Annotated in this window: 18 protein-coding genes; 9 read left to right on the top strand and 9 right to left on the bottom strand. The window is 69.9% G+C overall.

The window, feature by feature from the left end; translation table 11 throughout:
* Positions 1–7 precede the first annotated feature (7 nt).
* Complete coding sequence (locus tag BLV25_RS07955) at positions 8–934, top strand: PhzF family phenazine biosynthesis protein (protein WP_092732036.1); 927 nt, start codon at positions 8–10, stop codon at positions 932–934.
* A gap of 92 nt (positions 935–1,026) precedes the next feature.
* Here BLV25_RS07955 and BLV25_RS07950 read toward each other — a convergent pair whose 3' ends face one another.
* The 3 genes from BLV25_RS07950 to BLV25_RS07940 form a co-directional block, all read right to left on the bottom strand.
* Positions 1,027–2,163 (bottom strand): DUF373 family protein, encoded by a 1,137-nt coding sequence (locus tag BLV25_RS07950; RefSeq protein WP_039400269.1) that lies wholly within the window; start codon positions 2,161–2,163, stop codon positions 1,027–1,029.
* A 195-nt stretch (positions 2,164–2,358) separates the two neighbouring features.
* The gene (gene sppA, locus BLV25_RS07945) at positions 2,359–3,381 is read right to left on the bottom strand and encodes a signal peptide peptidase SppA (RefSeq protein ID WP_021074850.1); all 1,023 of its coding nucleotides are present in this window, start codon (positions 3,379–3,381) and stop codon (positions 2,359–2,361) included.
* Positions 3,382–3,542: 161 nt separating this feature from the next.
* Positions 3,543–4,466, bottom strand: a complete 924-nt coding sequence (locus BLV25_RS07940) for a coiled-coil protein (protein ID WP_021074849.1) — start codon at positions 4,464–4,466, stop codon at positions 3,543–3,545.
* A 379-nt stretch (positions 4,467–4,845) separates the two neighbouring features.
* Between BLV25_RS07940 and BLV25_RS07935 the strand changes: the two genes are divergently transcribed.
* From BLV25_RS07935 to BLV25_RS07925, 3 genes are all read left to right on the top strand, one after another.
* Positions 4,846–5,283, top strand: coding sequence for a DUF371 domain-containing protein (locus BLV25_RS07935; protein ID WP_021074848.1), 438 nt, complete (start codon positions 4,846–4,848; stop codon positions 5,281–5,283).
* A gap of 87 nt (positions 5,284–5,370) precedes the next feature.
* The gene (locus BLV25_RS07930; protein ID WP_092732033.1) at positions 5,371–6,177 is read left to right on the top strand and encodes an endonuclease III domain-containing protein; all 807 of its coding nucleotides are present in this window, start codon (positions 5,371–5,373) and stop codon (positions 6,175–6,177) included.
* A gap of 121 nt (positions 6,178–6,298) precedes the next feature.
* Complete coding sequence (locus tag BLV25_RS07925) at positions 6,299–6,895, top strand: NUDIX hydrolase (RefSeq protein WP_021074846.1); 597 nt, start codon at positions 6,299–6,301, stop codon at positions 6,893–6,895.
* 16 nt (positions 6,896–6,911) lie between these two features.
* Here BLV25_RS07925 and BLV25_RS07920 read toward each other — a convergent pair whose 3' ends face one another.
* Together BLV25_RS07920 and BLV25_RS07915 are read right to left on the bottom strand one after the other, a co-directional pair.
* Positions 6,912–7,472 (bottom strand): DUF7109 family protein, encoded by a 561-nt coding sequence (locus BLV25_RS07920; RefSeq protein WP_092732030.1) that lies wholly within the window; start codon positions 7,470–7,472, stop codon positions 6,912–6,914.
* Entirely contained in the window at positions 7,469–8,590 is a 1,122-nt protein-coding gene (locus BLV25_RS07915; RefSeq protein WP_021074844.1) for a glycosyltransferase family protein, read from the bottom strand. The genes BLV25_RS07920 and BLV25_RS07915 overlap by 4 nt, the downstream gene beginning before the upstream one ends.
* Before the next feature lie 197 nt (positions 8,591–8,787).
* Between BLV25_RS07915 and BLV25_RS17345 the strand changes: the two genes are divergently transcribed.
* A complete protein-coding gene (locus tag BLV25_RS17345; RefSeq protein ID WP_021074843.1) occupies positions 8,788–8,958 on the top strand; it encodes an HVO_0758 family zinc finger protein in 171 nt (56 codons plus the stop codon).
* 31 nt (positions 8,959–8,989) lie between these two features.
* On the opposite strand, the gene BLV25_RS07910 is transcribed toward BLV25_RS17345, so the two are convergent.
* The gene (locus tag BLV25_RS07910) at positions 8,990–10,150 is read right to left on the bottom strand and encodes an aldo/keto reductase (RefSeq protein ID WP_092732027.1); all 1,161 of its coding nucleotides are present in this window, start codon (positions 10,148–10,150) and stop codon (positions 8,990–8,992) included.
* 139 nt (positions 10,151–10,289) lie between these two features.
* On the opposite strand from BLV25_RS07910, the gene polX reads away from it, so the two are divergent.
* Complete coding sequence (gene polX / locus BLV25_RS07905) at positions 10,290–12,038, top strand: DNA polymerase/3'-5' exonuclease PolX (protein WP_092732024.1); 1,749 nt, start codon at positions 10,290–10,292, stop codon at positions 12,036–12,038.
* Entirely contained in the window at positions 12,035–12,619 is a 585-nt protein-coding gene (locus BLV25_RS07900; protein WP_092732021.1) for a Mut7-C RNAse domain-containing protein, read from the top strand. Before polX ends, BLV25_RS07900 begins: the two co-directional genes overlap by 4 nt.
* Here the strand turns inward: BLV25_RS07900 and BLV25_RS17340 are convergent.
* Positions 12,609–13,739, bottom strand: coding sequence for a DUF7139 domain-containing protein (locus BLV25_RS17340; protein WP_176819454.1), 1,131 nt, complete (start codon positions 13,737–13,739; stop codon positions 12,609–12,611). The genes BLV25_RS07900 and BLV25_RS17340 overlap by 11 nt on opposite strands.
* A gap of 193 nt (positions 13,740–13,932) precedes the next feature.
* Between BLV25_RS17340 and BLV25_RS07890 the strand changes: the two genes are divergently transcribed.
* Both BLV25_RS07890 and BLV25_RS07885 read left to right on the top strand, forming a co-directional pair.
* The gene (locus tag BLV25_RS07890; protein ID WP_021074838.1) at positions 13,933–14,220 is read left to right on the top strand and encodes a DUF5789 family protein; all 288 of its coding nucleotides are present in this window, start codon (positions 13,933–13,935) and stop codon (positions 14,218–14,220) included.
* A gap of 79 nt (positions 14,221–14,299) precedes the next feature.
* Positions 14,300–14,773, top strand: coding sequence for a DUF302 domain-containing protein (locus BLV25_RS07885; protein WP_021074837.1), 474 nt, complete (start codon positions 14,300–14,302; stop codon positions 14,771–14,773).
* 56 nt (positions 14,774–14,829) lie between these two features.
* Here the strand turns inward: BLV25_RS07885 and nreA are convergent, their stop codons facing one another.
* Both nreA and BLV25_RS07875 read right to left on the bottom strand, forming a co-directional pair.
* A complete protein-coding gene (nreA, locus tag BLV25_RS07880) occupies positions 14,830–16,113 on the bottom strand; it encodes a DNA repair protein NreA (protein ID WP_092732018.1) in 1,284 nt (427 codons plus the stop codon).
* A gap of 131 nt (positions 16,114–16,244) precedes the next feature.
* The gene (locus tag BLV25_RS07875) at positions 16,245–17,258 is read right to left on the bottom strand and encodes a transcription initiation factor IIB (RefSeq protein WP_039400256.1); all 1,014 of its coding nucleotides are present in this window, start codon (positions 17,256–17,258) and stop codon (positions 16,245–16,247) included.
* Positions 17,259–17,324: the final 66 nt, after the last annotated feature.

The following is a 17,324-nucleotide window of genomic DNA, read 5'->3' as shown; positions in this document are numbered from 1 at the left end:
ACGGGATATGGAAACGCGACGCGCGCTCCTCGTCGACGCGTTCACGACCGAGCCGTTCACGGGCAACGCCGCCGGCGTCGTGCCGGACGCGACGGGGCTCTCGGACGACCAGGCGCAGGCGATCGCGGCCGAGCTGGGGGCCAGCGAGACGGCGTTCCTCTCGGACCCCGCCGATCCCGGGGCCGACCGCCGGATCCGGTATTTCACGCCGACCCAGGAGGTCGACCTCTGTGGACACGCGACGATCGCGAGCCACGCGCACCTGTTCGCCGCGGACGTGATCGAGGCGGGCACGCACCACCTGGAGACGAACGTCGGGGTGTTGCCGATCGAGGTGTCCGCGGACGGTCTCGTCCGGATGACGCAGTCGTCCCCGACCGTCGAGCCGGTCGATCTCCCGTACGACCGGGTCGGCGAGGCGATCGGGATCGACCCGGCCGCGCTCGCGGACGTGGGCGCCGACCTGCCGATCGCGCGCGCCACGACCGGATTGCCGTACCTGATGGTGCCCGTGAACTTCCTCGAGCGACTCCTCGAGGCGGACCCGTCGATGGGAGTGATCGAGGCGCTGACCGACGAGGTCGAGACTGCCGGCGTCTTCGCGTTCACCTTCGACACGGTCGCGGCCGACGCGACGATTCACGCCCGGGCGTGGGCGCCCGGCGCCGGCGTCCCCGAGGACCCAGTGACCGGCACCGCGAGCGGGGCCTGTGGTGCCTATCTCCACCGACAGGCGGCGTTCGACGGGGACCCCCCCGAGGAGATCGTGGTCGAACAGGGCCACGTTCTGGACCGCCCCGGTCGCGTCCGAGTCCGCGTCTCGGGGACGGACGCGTCCGACACGAACGTCTCGGTCGCGGGGCGGGCGGCACGGGCCCTCGACGGCGAGATCGTCGTGCCCGAGCCTGACGACGACGACATCCTCGAGGCGTGATGACGCCGCCGTTCGCCAGGCTCTCCGAGACATAACGTCGCCGGGACTCCGAGGCGTTCCGAGGGACGACGGAGCCGCCTCCAGCGGACCCGTCAGGTCTCGCGGCCGTGGTCGTCCTCCTCGGCGTCGATCACGTCCTCGAGCCGGTCGCCGCCCATGTCCGCCGCGATCGCGACGCCGAGCAGCGAGACGACGACCCCGCCGACGATGAACAGCGCCAGCCGCTGGGTCGGCGAGACGACGACCCCGCCGGCGGACAACGGGGGCAACAGCCCCTCCTGCTCGAGGAAGTAGCCGGCGAACCCGCGAACGACGAGTCCGACCGCGACCGCGACGAACGGGAGGTTCAGAAAGTGGCTCCGGATCCCCTCGTCGCGGATGAGCTCGTCGAGGAGCCGGCCGGTCGCGGCGGTCAGCGCCGCGCCCGCGAGCCACGGGACCGCGGCGTACACGAGCTGGATCGCCTCGACGACGAGCGGTTGGGAGCCGGGCAGCTCCGATATCGAGAGCGCGCCGAGGAAGATCCCGACGAGCGAGAGCCCGGCCGCGACCACGTAGGTCACGATCGACACCTTGCCGGCGTACAGCGCCTCCCGGACGCGGTCGGGGACGTCGGCGAGGTACTCGTCGATCGCGAGTCCCTTATAAAGGAGCGCGGTGCCGAGCAGCCCGGTAAGTCCGGCGACGGCGACCTCCGGGGAGAACCAGAACAGCAGCGACGGAACCACGAGCAGCCCGATGCCGACCGGGACCAGCACCGTCGACCGGAGCTCCTCGTCGGCGAGGAACTGCTTGAGGAGGTAATACGACGATTCCAGGTCGTGGGCCTGTCTGACCACCACGCGGTCGACGGAGTCGACCGGGAGCCGCGATTCGACGATGGGAAGGACGCGCTCGTCCTCGGCCGAGTCGACGACGACGATCGCCGAGTCCGGGTCGTAGCGCTCGACGAGTTCGTCGATCTGGGCGGCGATCGACCGGTCCGCGCCGACCCGGGAGTCGGTGCGTCCGGAAACCACGGCGACGACCGCCTCCTCGCGGCCGTCCCGGAGTTCGCGGGCCACGCGAAGGGCCTCCAGAATGCAGTTGACGCTCGCGTCCTCGGGGTCCGCGAGGCCGATCTCCGTGACCAGCGAGCGGACGGCCTCCCACCCGGAGACGGGCATCGGAACGGTCGTCTTCCGGGCCACGTCACCCGATCGGTCCACACAACAGACCAACGACGTCACGTTCGCCACCAGGGTCGGATGCGGTAAAAACCCTCACACTCGTGGATGCGGCAGGGATCCACGATCCGACGACGGCCACCCGCACCCAAACTGCCACTGCGCCCGAACCGTCACTGCATCCAAACCGTCACCACGCCCGAACCGTCACCGCGCCCGAACCGTCACTGCATCCAAACCGTCACCACGCCCGAACCGTCACCGCGCCCGGAGGTCCAGATCCGCGGCGTCGGCGTCGGTTACCACGCCGGCGATCCCGGATCCGAACGCGTACGCGACCGAGCGGACCCCGACGCCGAGCCGGTCGGTGAGTCCCCGCCGGGGTTCGAACTCCCGTACCTCGACCGACCGCTCGCGACCGAGCCGCTCCGCGATCCGGTCCGCGACGTCCTCGCTCGTGCCGAGCTCGTCCACCAACCCCCGATCGAGGGCGTCCGGGCCGAGGAAGACGCGGGCCTCGGTCTCACGGACTGCGTCGGGATCGAGGTCGCGGCCCTCGCTCACCGTCGCGACGAACTGCGCGTAGAGGTCGTCGACGATCCCCTGGAGGTACTCGCGCTCGGCGTCGTCGGTCTCCGAGAGCGGGTTGCCGGCCTCCTTGAATCTGCCCGCCGCGAACTCCTCGTAGCGGATTCCCAGCTTGTCGGCCAGCTCGGCCGCGTTGGGTCGCGACCCGCGAACGCCGATCGAGCCGACGAGGCTCGCCTCGTGGGCCCACACCTCCTCGCAGCCGGCGGCGATCCAGTAGCCGCCGGAGGCACAGACGTCCCGCGCGTGGGCGATCGTGACCCCGTCGAACCGCTCGGCCGCGCGCCGGATGTCGTCACTCGGCAGCACCTCGCCGCCCGGCGTGTTGAGCGTGAGCAACAGCGCGTCGACGGCCGGGTCGTCGTCGGCGCGCTCGATCGTCTCGACGATCTCGTCGGCGGTCGTGCCGGTCGCCGAGGTGATCGGCGAGGGGCGCCCGCCGTCCCGCGTGATCGGCCCCTCGACGGTCACCTCGGCGACGTCGTACCCCGTGAGGGCGTTCTCGACGACCGAGACGCCGACCTTCCCGGCCACCGCCGCGAGGGCGATCGTCAGAAGCACCCCCGCAAGCTCCGTCCCGGTCGTCGGGATCTCGAGGAAGACTATCCAGCCGACGGCGACCCCGACCGCGGCCGCGAGGACCGCGGCGAGGAGCCCGAGGCCGCCACGAAGCGTCCCGTTGCGGATGTCCATACCGGCAGGTCGGGCCGTGTCGGGTTAAGCCTCCTGACGGCGTCGCTATGTGGCGGCGGGGATCGGCGGAGGGGACCGGAAACGAACGAAATCGAGAAAAACGGCCCCGAGAAGAACGAATCCGAGAAAAACCGCGTCGAACGACGTGACCCGGCGCCGGTCTAGAGCAGCCCCGTCTTCTGGAGCTTCATCAGGTCCTCGGTGTCGAGGGTCTCGCCCTCCTTGAACTTCTGGTAGATCTCCTCGGCCTCGGCCTTCTCCTCCTCGCGCTTCTCGGCGCGCTCGTCCTTGCGCTCCTCCTCCTCCTGCTTGTCGAGCTCGCGCAGGCGCTTCTGGACGCGGACGAAGTCCTCGTGGTGGCGGTCGGCCGCCTCCTGGGCCTCCACGAAGAGCTCGTGCATCTCGTCGGCCTCGTCGCGGATGTCGTCGGCCTCGCGGTAGGCCTCGATCATCTGGTTGTGGTGCTCCTGGGCCTTGTCGGCGAGCTCCGTGACCTTCTGGTGGTGCTTGGAGGCCTCCGAACGGACCTCCTCGGCCTCCTCGATGAGGTCCTCGAGCTCGCCGGTGTCCTGCACCTTGTCCTTCTTCTCGGCGAGCTGCTCGCGCTTGTCCTCGATCTTCTCGATGAGTTCGCGCTCGTCCTCGGCCGAAAGCACCTCGGTCTGCTGGCGGAACTCGAGGTCCTCGATCTCCTCCTCGAGCTCCTCGATCGACTTGCCCTCGTCGAGCTCGAGCTCCGCCTTCAGCTCCTCGACCTCGTCGAACAGCTCGTTGGCCTCGGCGTTGAGCTCGTTGCGGCTCTCCTTGTGTTCCTGGACCTGCTCGTTGAGCTCGTCCCGCTTCTCGCGGTGTTCCTGGGCCTCGTCGACCTTCTCGCGCGTCTTCGCGTTGAGGTCGTCGCGTTTCGAGGCGCGCTCGGAGGCCATCTGGTTCAGCTCGTTCCGTCGGTCGCGCAGTTGCCCCGCGCGTTTGATGAGCTGCCCCTTCGAGCCGTTCTCGAGTTCGTCCTCCGAAAGGTCGACGTTGTCCGATTCTTCAAGCGCTTCGATGTCGTACTGTTCGATGACTTCCTGTTTCGTTACCATTTTTTATCACTCCATCACCGCTCCGGATATGGCAGACGCTCGCCCCGATGCGTCCGACCGTGGATAAGAATTCCCGATCATTCGTCGTGCGGTTCCACCAGCGCCGGATGCGTTCTGGTACTTATTCATTGGCCCGTATGATATATAAATACTTCGGTGAGAAAACGTGTGAAAAGAGGTACCATACCCCCAGAATTCGGGCGTTTCGACCGATCTCGTCCGAGCCACGGGGTATATAAATGACAACGACTCACACGGGGCGATCGGCGAGGCCGGTATTGGCGGGGCCGGTATCAGCGGGGCCGGTATCGGCGAGGGAAGGGATCCGAACGGCTTTCGACGGGGAGCCACGACGCGGCCGTATGGAGGAAGCGACGCGATGACCGAACTCGTCGAGACGATCACGGCGCGAGGACACGAGAACGTCCGCGCCGAGCACGCGAGCACCTTCGAGGTGACCACCGACGACTGGCTCACGCCCGCGGGCGACTGCATCCTCGCGGTCGAGGCCGACGCGACGCCCCGGGAGTTCGATTCCGCCTTCAAGGAGGCTTGCCGAAGCCACGAGGCGACGATCACGGCGACGCTGACCGTGGACGGCCCGGACCGGACGTACGAGGAGACCGTCGTCGGGTCGGGCCATCCGGACCTCACCCTGATCGACGACCGCTCGGCCGTCGGGCGGACGAGCACGTACGTGGACGACCGAACGGTGATGGTCGACGCCGACGGGGCGGCCGCCGACTTCGACCGGGATCTCGTCGCCGCGCTCGCGGACGGCGCGCCGTGCACCCTTCGGCTCGCGGTCGAGGCCTGACGCTTCGGATTGCCGTCGATGTCCGAGGCGTCGGATCGCCGCCGTCGCGCCGAACACCTTAAAAGGAGCACGACGAACGGTCCCGTGATGGCCGAGGAACCCGACCGAAACATCAGCGGCGGCGTCTCCGGCGGCGGTGCGCCGGCGAGCTTCGAACCGGGCGACGGACCGTCCCGCGCGGAGGCGATCGTCGACGAGTTGGGCGACCTGTACTGGCAGAAGGAGTACGGCGGGCGGGACGGCTTCGAGTGTCTCGTCCGAACGATCCTCTCACAGAACACCTCGGACGTCGCGAGCCAGCCGGCCCACGACGACCTGGTGAACCGATACGGCCCGCCCGAGGAGTTGGCCGAGACGCTGGCCGAGGCCGATCGGGACGAACTCGCCGAGACGATCTCGGCCGCCGGGCTGTACAATCGGAAATCGGAGGTCATCCGGGAGGCCGCACGGTGGGCGCTCGAGGAGTTCGGCTCGACCGCGGCCTTCGACGCCTTCGTGGCCGAGGGCGCTCCCGACGAGGTGCGCGAGACGCTGTTGTCCGTCTCCGGCGTCGGTCCGAAGACCGCCGACTGCGTCCTCCTGTTCGCGGGCGGTCGCGGCGGGGTCTTCCCCGTCGACACCCACGTCCACCGGATCGCGCGGCGGATGGGGATCGCGCCGCCCGACGCCGACCACGAGGCGGTCCGGGAGGCGATCGAGGCCGCGGTCCCGGCCGAGAAGTGCGGCTTCGGACACACCGCGATGATCCAGTTCGGGCGGGACTACTGTACCGCGCGCAAGCCCGCGTGCCTGGACGGTCCGGAGGCGTGTCCCCTGTACGACCTGTGTGACCGGGTCGGGATCGACGAGGTGGACGGCGAGGTTCGGGACCCGGCCGCAGTCGTCGAGGGGTAATCGGAACTGACCGCAGTCGGCGAGGAGTGATCGGAACTGACCGCAGTCGGCGAGGGAGAGCCGGAACTGACCGCCGACGCCGAGAGATAAGACTAAGGCACGCCGCGCCCCTCCCGTCGGTATGGACCTGTCGGCGCTCGACCGACACACGCCGCGGGGCGTCACCGGCGCACCGCGGGAGGCCGCGGTGCTCGCCCCGGTCCTCCACCGAAACGGCGAGCCACACCTCCTGTTCACGAAGCGGGCCGACCACCTCGGTGAACATCCCGGACAGATGAGCTTCCCGGGCGGCGGTCGCGAACCCGGCGACGAGACGCTCCGGGACACCGCCCTCCGCGAAGCCGACGAGGAGATCGGCCTGACCGCCGACGAGGTCGACGTCGTCGGGCGTATCGACGACATCACGACCGTCACCGACTACGCGGTCCGTCCCTTCGTCGCGACGGTCGCCGACCGAGAGTACGTCCCCGACGAGCGCGAGGTGGCCGAGATCGCGGTCCTCGCCGTCGACGACCTGACCGATCCGGCGAACTACGAGTCGGAACGCCGCGAGACCGACTACGGCAGCCTCCGGATCCACTACTTCAGCGTCGACGGCTACACGGTCTGGGGGGCGACCGGCCGGATGGTCGCCCAGCTGCTCGAGCTCACGACCGACTGGCGGATCCCCGAGCAGCCGGACCGTATCGTCGGCCCGGACGCGGACGTCTCCCCGTGATCCACGCCCGTCGACATCAGTTACCGGCGTCGTCATCGAGCGCCTCCCGGATCCGGTCGCGGAGGTCGGTCCCGTCCACCGGGGCCCACGCCTCGAGGTCGTAGGTGACTTCCAGAAGGGTCTCCAGTCGCGACCGGTCGCCCGAGGCGACGGCGTCAGCGACGTCGGCCGCCAGACGCTCCCGCACCGTCCGACCGAGCGCGTCGCGCTCGGGGTGACGATCGGACACGTCCAGAATGTGGGGAAGGTCCTCGGCGTTCGGCGGCACCGAGGGAAACGCCGCCGGCCCGGCCACCAGGACCCTCCCGTCAGTCGGGTCCAGCCCGACGTCCGTGCCCTCGACCGGAACGAGGTAATAGCCGCGAACGGCCGCGTCGATCGTCGCCCGGAGCGTTCCGTCGTCGACGTCGACGCCGCGCTTGAAGGCGAGCTCGGAAAGCCCCTGCCGCAGCTCCGAGCGCGTCATCGCACCGAAAAGGTCCACGATGCCGGCGAGGTCGTCGCGGGCCGCGACGCCCGCGTCGTCAGCTTCGGAAGCATCGGCCTCGAAACCGTTCGTCTCGTGATCGTCGGTCATTCCTCGGCAACCTCCCGGTAGTCGGCAGTCGCGACCTCACGGAGGTCGGCGGCCGCGGCCTCGCGGAGGTCGGCGACCGTGATGGGCGAGTCTCGCCACGGGGGCAGCCGGTCGTCGGCCGCCGGCGGGCCGATCGCGTCCGCGTAGGTGTCGACCTGCTCGAGCTCGGCGTTGCGATCGAACTCGAATCCGTTGAACGAGGCGTCCATCGCGTACGACCGGACGAGGTCCCGTGCGGCGGCGACGTAGCGATCGGCGAGCGCGTCGTGATCGATCCCGACCCCCCGATCGAGGAGGATCCGTAGCGTGGCGTCGACGACGGCGTCGCTCATGTCCGCGAGGCCGGTCGGCCCGCCGACGGACCGGTGGTCGTGTTCGTATCGCCCGAGGTCGACCTGCGCGGAGCCCTCGAACCCGCCGTGCTCGAAGGCGTCGCCGAGGGTGCCGATCTCGAGGCCCCATCCGCGCTGGACCCGCAGGTCCGCCACGAGGTCGCTCGTCGCGGCGAACTCCCCGGCGAGGGCGTACCGAAACGACGCGAGGTAGTCGATCACCGGATCGTCGTGGGCGTCGGCGAGAGCGCGAACGAGCGGGCGGAACAGCAGGCGGAAGAGCCGGCCGTACAGGCGGCCGTCCTCGACCCGGGCGTAGTACCCCTTCGAGAACGCGTACCCGTGTGCAAGCGGGAACAGCAACCGGGCGACGTAGGCCGGCGAGTAGCTCAGCGTGTCGGCGTCGTGGACGACGACGTACTCCTCGGACAGCGCCGGACCGAGTCCGACCCAGACGTCCCGTCCCTTGCCGCGCTGACCGTCGAGGCCGTGGTCGGCCAACAGCCGTTCCAACCGCGGGCCGTCACACCACAGGATCTCGGTCGACAGGTCGAACTCCCGCAGCCACTCCCGGACTGGCCCGACCCGGCCCGGCGAGGCGCGAAGCGGGACCACGACGCGGGCGGGATCGACCGTCTCGAGGGCGCCGAGAACGCGCTCGACCGCCAGCCCGCCGAACTCCCGCTCCGTCATCGGGACGACGACCGCGGCGCGGTCGGTCGGCGCCTCGGGCGTCCGGTCGCGCAGGGCGTGCAGCGTGGTCACGCGCTCCTGGACGTACTCCATCGGCGGATCACTGGGGCGGACGGGGGAAAAACGACCCGCTTCCGTCGGCGTCGACGCCTCGTCGGGCCCCGTCGTCCCGGGCGACCGGGGGCACCCCGCCGGCCGCTCCGTCGCCGACGGCGCCCGTCCGTACGTGTTGGCGATCCGAAACGACCTCGGGCACGGTATTTAACACGTCCGGCGACGTACGTCGGCGTATGAAGTCGACCCGGAAGGGCCTACGCGACGGCGACCTGAAGAAGGACACCTACGAGCGGCTCACGTGTGCGGAGTGTGACAAGCCGCTCAAAAAGGAGAACGACCCCGACGAGGTCTTCTCGGTCAGGGCCTGTCCCGAGTGTGGGGCCACGTACAAGGAGCTCCGCTAGACCCAGGTCACGCCGGGCTGAGAGACGAGGGTTACTCGAAGACGGCGTCGAACGCGTTCGCGCCGAGCGGATCGAACGTACCCGCGGCGACGTTCTCCCGCACGTGGTCCGGATCGCGAGCCCCGACGAGCGCGCTCGTCACGCCCGGCGCGCTGCGCGCGAAGTTGATCGCCCGCTGGGCCGCCGTCTCGCCCGCGAGCCGGTCGGCGATCGGCTCCGGGATCGCCCCGGGCTCGGCCAACGATCCTTGACCAATGCTCGCGCTCGTCACGACGTCGATGCCGGCCTCGTGGGCGCGCTCCAACAGCGACCACCGCTCGGCGGCGTCGCCTCCGTTCTCGGTCGCCCGGCCGCTGGTCGTCCCGCTTCCGTCCGTTCCATCGGCCGCCGGCGCCGGCTGCGTCGCCCGCGTGAACGCGTCGGCCATCCGGACGTTGAAGGGGAGCTGTACCGCACGAAAGCCGTGGTCGTCGGCGTCGACCGTCGCGGCCGCCCGCTCTGCGCGCTCGAGGATCGCGGGCAGCGAGAGCGCCGCGTCGTGGTCCGGCGGGACGCGAAAGGCGTCCCAGGTCGCGACGCCGTAGCCGCCGATGTCGCCCGCCAGGCGGCGTCGTTCGAGGCGCTCGAAGGCGGCCTCGAGGACGTCATAGACCTCCTCGGGCGACCGTTCGGCCAGTTGGGTCTCCGGGTTGTGGACGTAATAGCAGTCGATCGTCTCCACGCCGATCGCGTCCAACGACCGGTCGAGCATCGCCTCGATGAACGCCGGGGCGATCGCGTGGCTTCCGTGGACGAGGTCGTCCGCGTCGAGGATCCCCGTCTCGAGGAACTCCTCGCGGACGTGGGCGGCCGGATCGTCGGGGCGATCGCCGTCGAACGGAACGAAGCCGGCCTTCGAGGCCACGACGACCGACTCCCGGTCGACGGCGGCCTCGGACAGCGCCTCGCCGACGACGCGCTCCGAGCGCCCACACCGGTAGTTGCTCGCGGTGTCGACGTGGTTCACCCCGGACTCGAGCGCGAGCCGTATCGACTCGCGGTACCGGTCGTCGACCGCGTCGGTCGGGTCGCCGAGGTAGGTCCCGATCCCGATGCTGGAGGCGACGCCGGGACCGAACCGGCGAAAGTAGGTCCGCCCGAAGGCGTCGCCGAACCGGTCCCGGTAGCGCCAGGTGCCCTCTCGCGTTGCCATCGCCGTCCGTAGGGTCGCCCGCGGGATAACGGCCGCGGCTTGGGGGACGACGGCCGCGACTCGGCGGGACGACGCGTCACCGACGGCCCTGATCGCCCCGCGGTTTATAAGTAAACACGCGAGAAAGGTCCCGTATCGAATGAGCCGCAACGACGAGGTCGCGAGCGTCCTCGAGGAGTTCGCCGACCGCCTCGAGGCGACCGGGGTCGAGTACAAGCCCACCGCCTACCGGCGCGCGGCCGAGAACGTCCGCACCCATCCGACGCCGATCGAGACCCTCGTCGAGGAGGGCGAGGAGGCGGTCCGGGGGATCGACCGCGTCGGGGACGCGATCGCGGCCAAGATCGTCGAGTACGTGCAAACCGGCTCGATCGAGGAGCTCGAGGAGCTCCGATCGGAGCTGCCGGTGGAGATCGGCGCGCTCACCCGGGTCGAAGGGGTCGGCCCGAAGACGGTGGGAACCCTCTACGAGGAGCTCGGCATCACCACCCTCGACGAGCTGGCGGCCGCCGCCGAGGCCGGGGAGATCCGCGAGGTCCCGGGCTTCGGCGAGACGACCGAGGAGAACATCCGCGAGAACGTCCCGTTCGCCCGGCAGGCACAGGAGCGGGAGCGGCTCGGGGACGCGCGCCCGGTCGCCGACGCGGCAGTCACGTATCTGGCCGACGCCGACCCGGTCGCGACCCTCGAGATCTGCGGGTCGATCCGGCGGTGGCGGGACACGATCGGCGACGTCGACCTCCTCGTCGGGAGCGACGACCGCGAGGCGACGGTCGCCGCGTTCACCGACTGGCCCGAGGCGGACGCGGTCATCGAGGCCGGCACCAACAAGGCGAGCGTCCGGGCCGACGGCCTCCGCGTCGACCTCCGTGTGGTCGCCGTCGCGGAGTTCGGCGCGGCGCTACAGTACTTCACCGGCTCGCGGGACCACAACATCGCGGTCCGGAACCGCGCGCTCGACCGCGGGCTGAAGGTGAACGAGTACGGCGTCTTCGACGTGAGCGACGTTTCGGACCCCGACGCGGGCCAGCGCGTCGGCGACCGGATCGCCGGCGAGACCGAAGCGGGCGTCTACGAGGCGCTGGATATGGCGTGGATCCCGCCCGAACTCCGCGAGAACAGGGGCGAAGTGGCGGCTGCGGCGGCGGGCAACCTACCGGCGTTGATCGAGGAGGGCGACGTCCGCGGCGACCTCCACACGCACACCGACTGGTCCGACGGCGAGAACTCGATCGAGACGATGGTCGCCGCGGCCGCCGACAGGGGCTACGACTACCACGCGGTCACCGACCACGCGACCGGGCCGGGAGTCTTCGGAAACACCGGACTCGATCCGGCGGATCTGGCCGAACAGGCCGACGCGGTGGAGGCGGTCCGGGAGAACGCGCCGATCCCCGTGTTCCACGGGGTCGAGGCCAACATCACCGCGGACGGCGACCTCGCCACGGACGAGGAGACGCTCGCGGACCTCGATCTCGTCGTGGCCTCACCCCACTCCGCGCTCGGGACCAACGACGACGCCACCGACCGGCTCAGCAAAGCGATCGAACACTCCGAGGTCGACGTCCTCGGCCATCCCACCGGCCGGCTCATCAACAGCCGCGAGGGATTGACCGTCGACTTCGAACGGCTCGCCGAGGCCGCCGCCCGCGAGGGCGTGGCGATCGAGGTGAACGCGAACCCGGCCCGGCTGGACGCGAACGGCGAGGCGGTCCACGCCGCGGTCGAAGCCGGGGCGACGATCGCGATCAACACGGACGCTCACACCCCGCGGGAGTTCGACCACATTCGGTACGGGGTCCACACCGCCCGGCGCGGCTGGGCCGAACACGCCGACGTCCTCAACGCGCGATCGGCGGACGGGGTCCGATCCTTCCTCGAGGAATGACCGGTTGCGGCGAGTCGAGCGAGGACCGCGACCACGGCGATGCGAGCCGACCATCGCGGGAGCCACGGTTCCTGGTCGACGTGATGTGTGGAACGGTCGCCAAATATCTCCGTTTCTGCGGATACGACGCCGCCTACGCGCTCGATCTGGGCGTCGAGGCCGACGACCGAATCGCGGCGATCGCCGCATCCGAGGACCGGACGCTCGTGACCCGCGACCGCGAACTCGCGGAGCGCGTCGACGGAGCGGTGCTCCTCGAGAGCCGGAAGCCGACCGACCAGCTCGCCGAACTGGCGGCCGCCGGCGTGGATCTCGATCTCGCGGACGTGCCGACACGCTGTGGCCGGTGCAACGGACGGCTCGAACGCGTGTCGGAGCCGACCACTGGCGAGAGCGATCGGCCCGAGAGCGATCGGCCGGAATACGTCCCGTCCGACGTCGTGACCTGGCAGTGCCGGAACTGTGACCAGTGGTTCTGGAAGGGAAGCCACTGGCGTGACGTCCGAGAGCGGGTGCGGCGGGCGCGACGAATCGCGGCGAAAAACGGGGACTGGTCGAAAAACGGGGACGTTACTCGATGAACTCGACGTCCTCGTCGTCCGTGGACGCGTTCGACGCGGCGAACTGGTCGGTGGCCGTCCCGGCGGGAGGGTCGTCGGGCCGGCCCGATACGGATCCACTCGACCCGCCGGCGGAGCGGTTCCGGCTTCGGCCCTGATCGCCGTCGCGCTCCCGATCGCCGGTTCGATTTCGGCCGGGGTCCGGCCAGTCGGTCGAGAACCCGTCATCGTCGCCCGCGCCGCCTGCCCCGCCGGCCGATGACCGGTCGGTCGTGGTCGACGGTTCCGCGGATCCGGTCGGCGTCCGGATCGATTCGGGGTCGGAGCCGCCGTCACTGACGCTCGCGGCACCCGGCCCGACCGGTCCGCCGGAGGAGGCCGCGGCGCTCGACCCGCTGCCCGCGCTACTCGCATCGTCGAAGATGTCAGTCGCGGAGTCGGCCCCGGCGGAGTCGGGCGTGGAGTCGGTCGCGGAGTCGGGCGTGGCGTGGGAGACCTCCGCCCCGTTGCCGCCGAGGGTGTTCGCGTCCGGGTCGTTCGTCTGCGTCTCGACGGACCCGTCGGGGGTCCCGCCGAGGAGCCCGACGCCGCCGAACTCGTCGAGCTGCCGGCGGTCGACCTCGACGACCTTCGTTTCGCCCTTGTGGGTCACCTCGAGCGTGACCGTCCCGCCGGGGTCGTTCCGGGTCTTGAAGTTGGCGACGCCGACGAACAGACACCAGAAGACGGTCGCTCCGCCGAGGAAGTAGATGCCGGCGGTCGGCAGGGTGAGATCGACCAGCTCGGGGCGTGGACTGTTGACCCAGTGGTAGGGGTACGCGTAGGAGAACACCACGACCCCGAGCGCCATGATCGACGCGCCGACGACGGCCGACGCACGCGTCCGTCGGCCCGCGGGCAGGACGCTCATCACGCCAAGCATCGCCAGCGGGAGCCCGGTCCCGCCGAGGATCCCGCCGTACCAGCGTGCGTCGGCGAGGCTATACGCCTCCATCGACGGGATGAGGTCGGTTCCGGCCGCGAGGATGCCGGCGACGATGAGCAGGATCCCGACGGCGAACAGCGCCACCCCGAGATACAGCCGTCGGAGGCTCGTGGTCGATCGACCCCGCCCCCCATAGACCTCCGAGAGACTCGTCATACGCGCCCTTCGTCGTCCATCCCCAAAACACTACGTCAGACGGGCGCGTGACGGCCGGCGGTTCGACCGGTCGGACGGCGTCGGATCGGCGGTCACGCACACTCCGACGGCGAGGAGCCGCGGTCCACCTCCGAAAGTGATGCACAGTCCACCTTCGAAAGTATTACCGTCGTGCCCGCGGAACCGACGGCGTATGAGCGAGGACGCTGACGAGGAGGCGGACGAGCCCGCCGTCGAACTCGGTTCCGGCGAAGCGGTCGAGGGACAGCCGGTTACGCGGGTCGCCTCCCGGCTCGTCTGGCCGAAGTCGAAAAGCGACGTTATCGACCAGGAGGGAGACGCGACGATCCGAACGCCCGACGGCGCGCGGGAGCTGGCCGACGTGCTCGCGGAAACGGACGAGACGCTGTTCGACTCCCGCGGCGCGTTCGTCCGAACGGTCGCGGAGACCGTCGGCCGCGGTCCGGTCGCGACCGAATAGCCGGCCCGCATCGAACGCGCTTCCCGACGGCCCGATCGACCACCGATCCCTTTTACCGCGTATCGCGACAATTGCGGGTATGACGCTTCCGTTCGACCCGGCCGAGATCGACGGCGAGGACTTCGGCGAGGAGGAACAGCTGCTGGCGATGGCCCACGAGGAGGCGATCGAACGCGTTCGGTCCGTCTGTTCGGACGCCGGCTTCGGCGTGCCCGTGGAGTTCTCCCCGTCGGAGCTGCTCAACGAGAAGGTCGACGCCGACCGGGACCCCTACTACGTCCTCGGCGCGTGTAATCCGACGATGGCCGACCGTGCGCTGGACGCGACCGGCGGCGACATCGGCGCGCTGTTTCCCTGTAACATGGTGATCCAGGAGGTCGAACCGGGGACCCAACGCGTCTACCACGTGTCGATCATGCGGATCGCGCGGCTTCTCGGGCTGCCCGAGGCGGGCGCAACCGAGGAGATGGACGCGATCATCGCCGACACCGGCGAGCTCGTCGCGGACGTGTTCGATCGGCTCGCCGAGAGCGACGCGGCGATCGACGCGTAGCAGCGGCGCTTCCGGTTCGGCGCACTCGTCGCGCGACGCCCTCACTGTTGATACCCTCACGTGGACGCGTCCGAACCGCCGAGGAACGAGCTGAGGTCGGTCTGGAGGCCGGCCGCCATCGTCGACTTCCGGCGGAGGTCGCCGAGCGAGATCGGGAGATGGTCGGCCACGCCCCGAACCGCGTCGCCGAACGTCTCCGCGGTTCCGTGTTCGCCCTCGAAGGCGTCGCGGACCGTCTCGCGGACCTGCCAGACGCCGACGGGGCCCCAGTACTCGTCGGAGACGTGCCGCAGAACGAGCACCTTCGCCTGCCGGCCGCGGTCCGAGAGGTGCTCGAGCGCGCCGAGGCGGGCCGCGTAGTACGCGCCCGCCGTCTCCTCGACGTAGGCGGTTCGGCCCTCCCGCCCCTCGTGGGCCGCCGCGAGGTACGTTCCGGCCTCCGGATCCGGATTCCAGACGCTGCCGGGCGCCTTCATCTCGACGAGCTCGTACTCCCACCGGCCGGGCGCGAGGACGACCCAGAACGCGTTCCCGAGGTACTCGTTCCGGTGCACCTCGACCCGGTCGACGCTCGGCGCGTCCCGGATGGTCCCGCGGAGATACTGGCCGATCGTGTCGTCGACGGCGGTGATCGACCAGCGCGTGGGGACGAGTCGCCGGTTGTCCCCCTGCCCGAGCGCGCCGGCGGAGAGGATGGAGTTGATGTCGTAGACGTCGAACCCGCGGCGGTAGAGGTAGGTCATCGCGCCCTGCGCCCGCCAGTCGTCGTCCTCGAGGGTCTTCTTCACCGGGCGTGGAACGTGGGGATTCTCCCCGAGGCTCGCCTCGCGGGCGCGGGCGCTCGGCCCGACCGGGGCTCCGAGGTCGCCGCGGTCGACGTCGAGGTCGAGATCCGGCGTCGAGTCGAGACCGATCTCCACGTCGACGGGCCGGTCCGCGATCGCGACCTCGCGTTGGGTCCCGAGCCAGCCGTCCCAGGCGTCGTGGACGTCGGTCGCGGCCGCGGTTCGGTTCGAGTTGAGCAGGCTCGTCCGTCGCTCGAAGACGTCGGCGATCGAGACGCCCTCCTCGTACCACGCGCCGGAGGTCCGGAACGCGTCGGCCTGGTCCTCGCGGCCGACCGGCGAGAGAATGCCCGTGGAGACGTTGGGGTAATCCGCCCGGCCGACGAAGATCGACGGCGAGACCGATCCGACGAGCGAATCGCCGGACAGCGACTCCTCGAACCGGTCCTGAAAGGTTTCGACGTGGTCGAGGATCGCGTAGTCCTTCCGCTCCGCGAGGCGCCGTCGCTCGGCGCGCTCGTTCCGCTCGAGTTCCACGAACTCGTCGAGCCGCATTCGATCGCGGCTTGGGTGGCGACCGGCTTGAAGGTTGCCCGCCCGGCCGAATCGGCAGCGGCGGTCACTCACCCGGTCGAGCCGGCAGCGACGCGGCGTCCGCTCGGGAGGTCCGGGAGAATCGAAACGCCCTAGCTCGGGATCCCCATCGCCTCGATCTGCTCCTGGTATCGGTTCCGGATGGTGACCTCGGTCACCTGTGCGACGCCCGCGACCTCGCGCTGGGTCTTCTTCTCGTTGCACAACAGGGAGGCCGCGTAGATCGCCGCCGCGGCGTATCCGGTCGGGGATTTCCCGGATAACAGCCCCTTCTCCGCCGTGGTCTCGATGATCTCGTTGGCCTTCGACTGGACCTCCTCGGACAGCTCGAGCTCCGAACAGAACCGCGGGACGTACTTCTTCGGGTCGACCGGCTTCATCTCGAGGCCCAGTTCCTGGGAGATGTACCGATAGGTCCGACCGATCTCCTTGCGCTCGACGCGGGAGACGTCCGAGATCTCCTCGAGGGAGCGCGGAATGCCCTCCTTCCGACAGGCCGCATAGAGCGTCGAGGTGGCGACGCCCTCGATCGACCGGCCCCGGATGAGGTCCTCCTTCAGCGCACGCCGGTACATCACCGAGGCGACCTCCCGGACCGAGCGGGGGACGCCCAGCGCCGAGGCCATCCGGTCGATCTCCGAGAGCGCGAACTGGAGGTTCCGCTCGCCCGCGTCCTTCGTCCGGATGCGCTCCTGCCATTTGCGCAGCCGATGCATCTGCGAGCGCTTCTTCGACGAGATCGACCGGCCGTAGGCGTCCTTGTCCTTCCAGTCGATCGTCGTCGTCAGCCCCTTGTCGTGCATCGTCTGCGTGGTCGGCGCGCCCACGCGCGACTTCTCCTGCCGCTCGGAGTGGTTGAACGCCCGCCATTCCGGCCCGGGATCGATCTGTTCCTCCTCGATGATGAGACCGGTCTCCTCGTGTATCAGCTCGCCGTCGGCCGTCCGCGTCAGTTCCTCGGGCTCGAGGTCGTCGACGTCGACGTCCTCGGCGACCACCTCGTCCGCGTCCGCGCTCGTCCCGTCCTCCTCCTCCTCGGCCGTTCGTTCATCGCCATGTCGCGTGCGCTGCCGGTCGTGCTCCCGCTGGCGGGTGGGCCGTGTCATCGCATTTATATAGTATCCCTTCCGGGCGTGTTAAATGTTCGCCTGAAACAGGGGTCGAGGCGCCGA

Origin of the sequence: Halopenitus persicus, from assembly GCF_900107205.1 — an archaeon.
GTDB lineage: Archaea > Halobacteriota > Halobacteria > Halobacteriales > Haloferacaceae > Halopenitus > Halopenitus persicus.
Note: the sequence above shows the minus strand (reverse complement) of the source record. Positions and strands in the feature narration are given on the sequence as shown.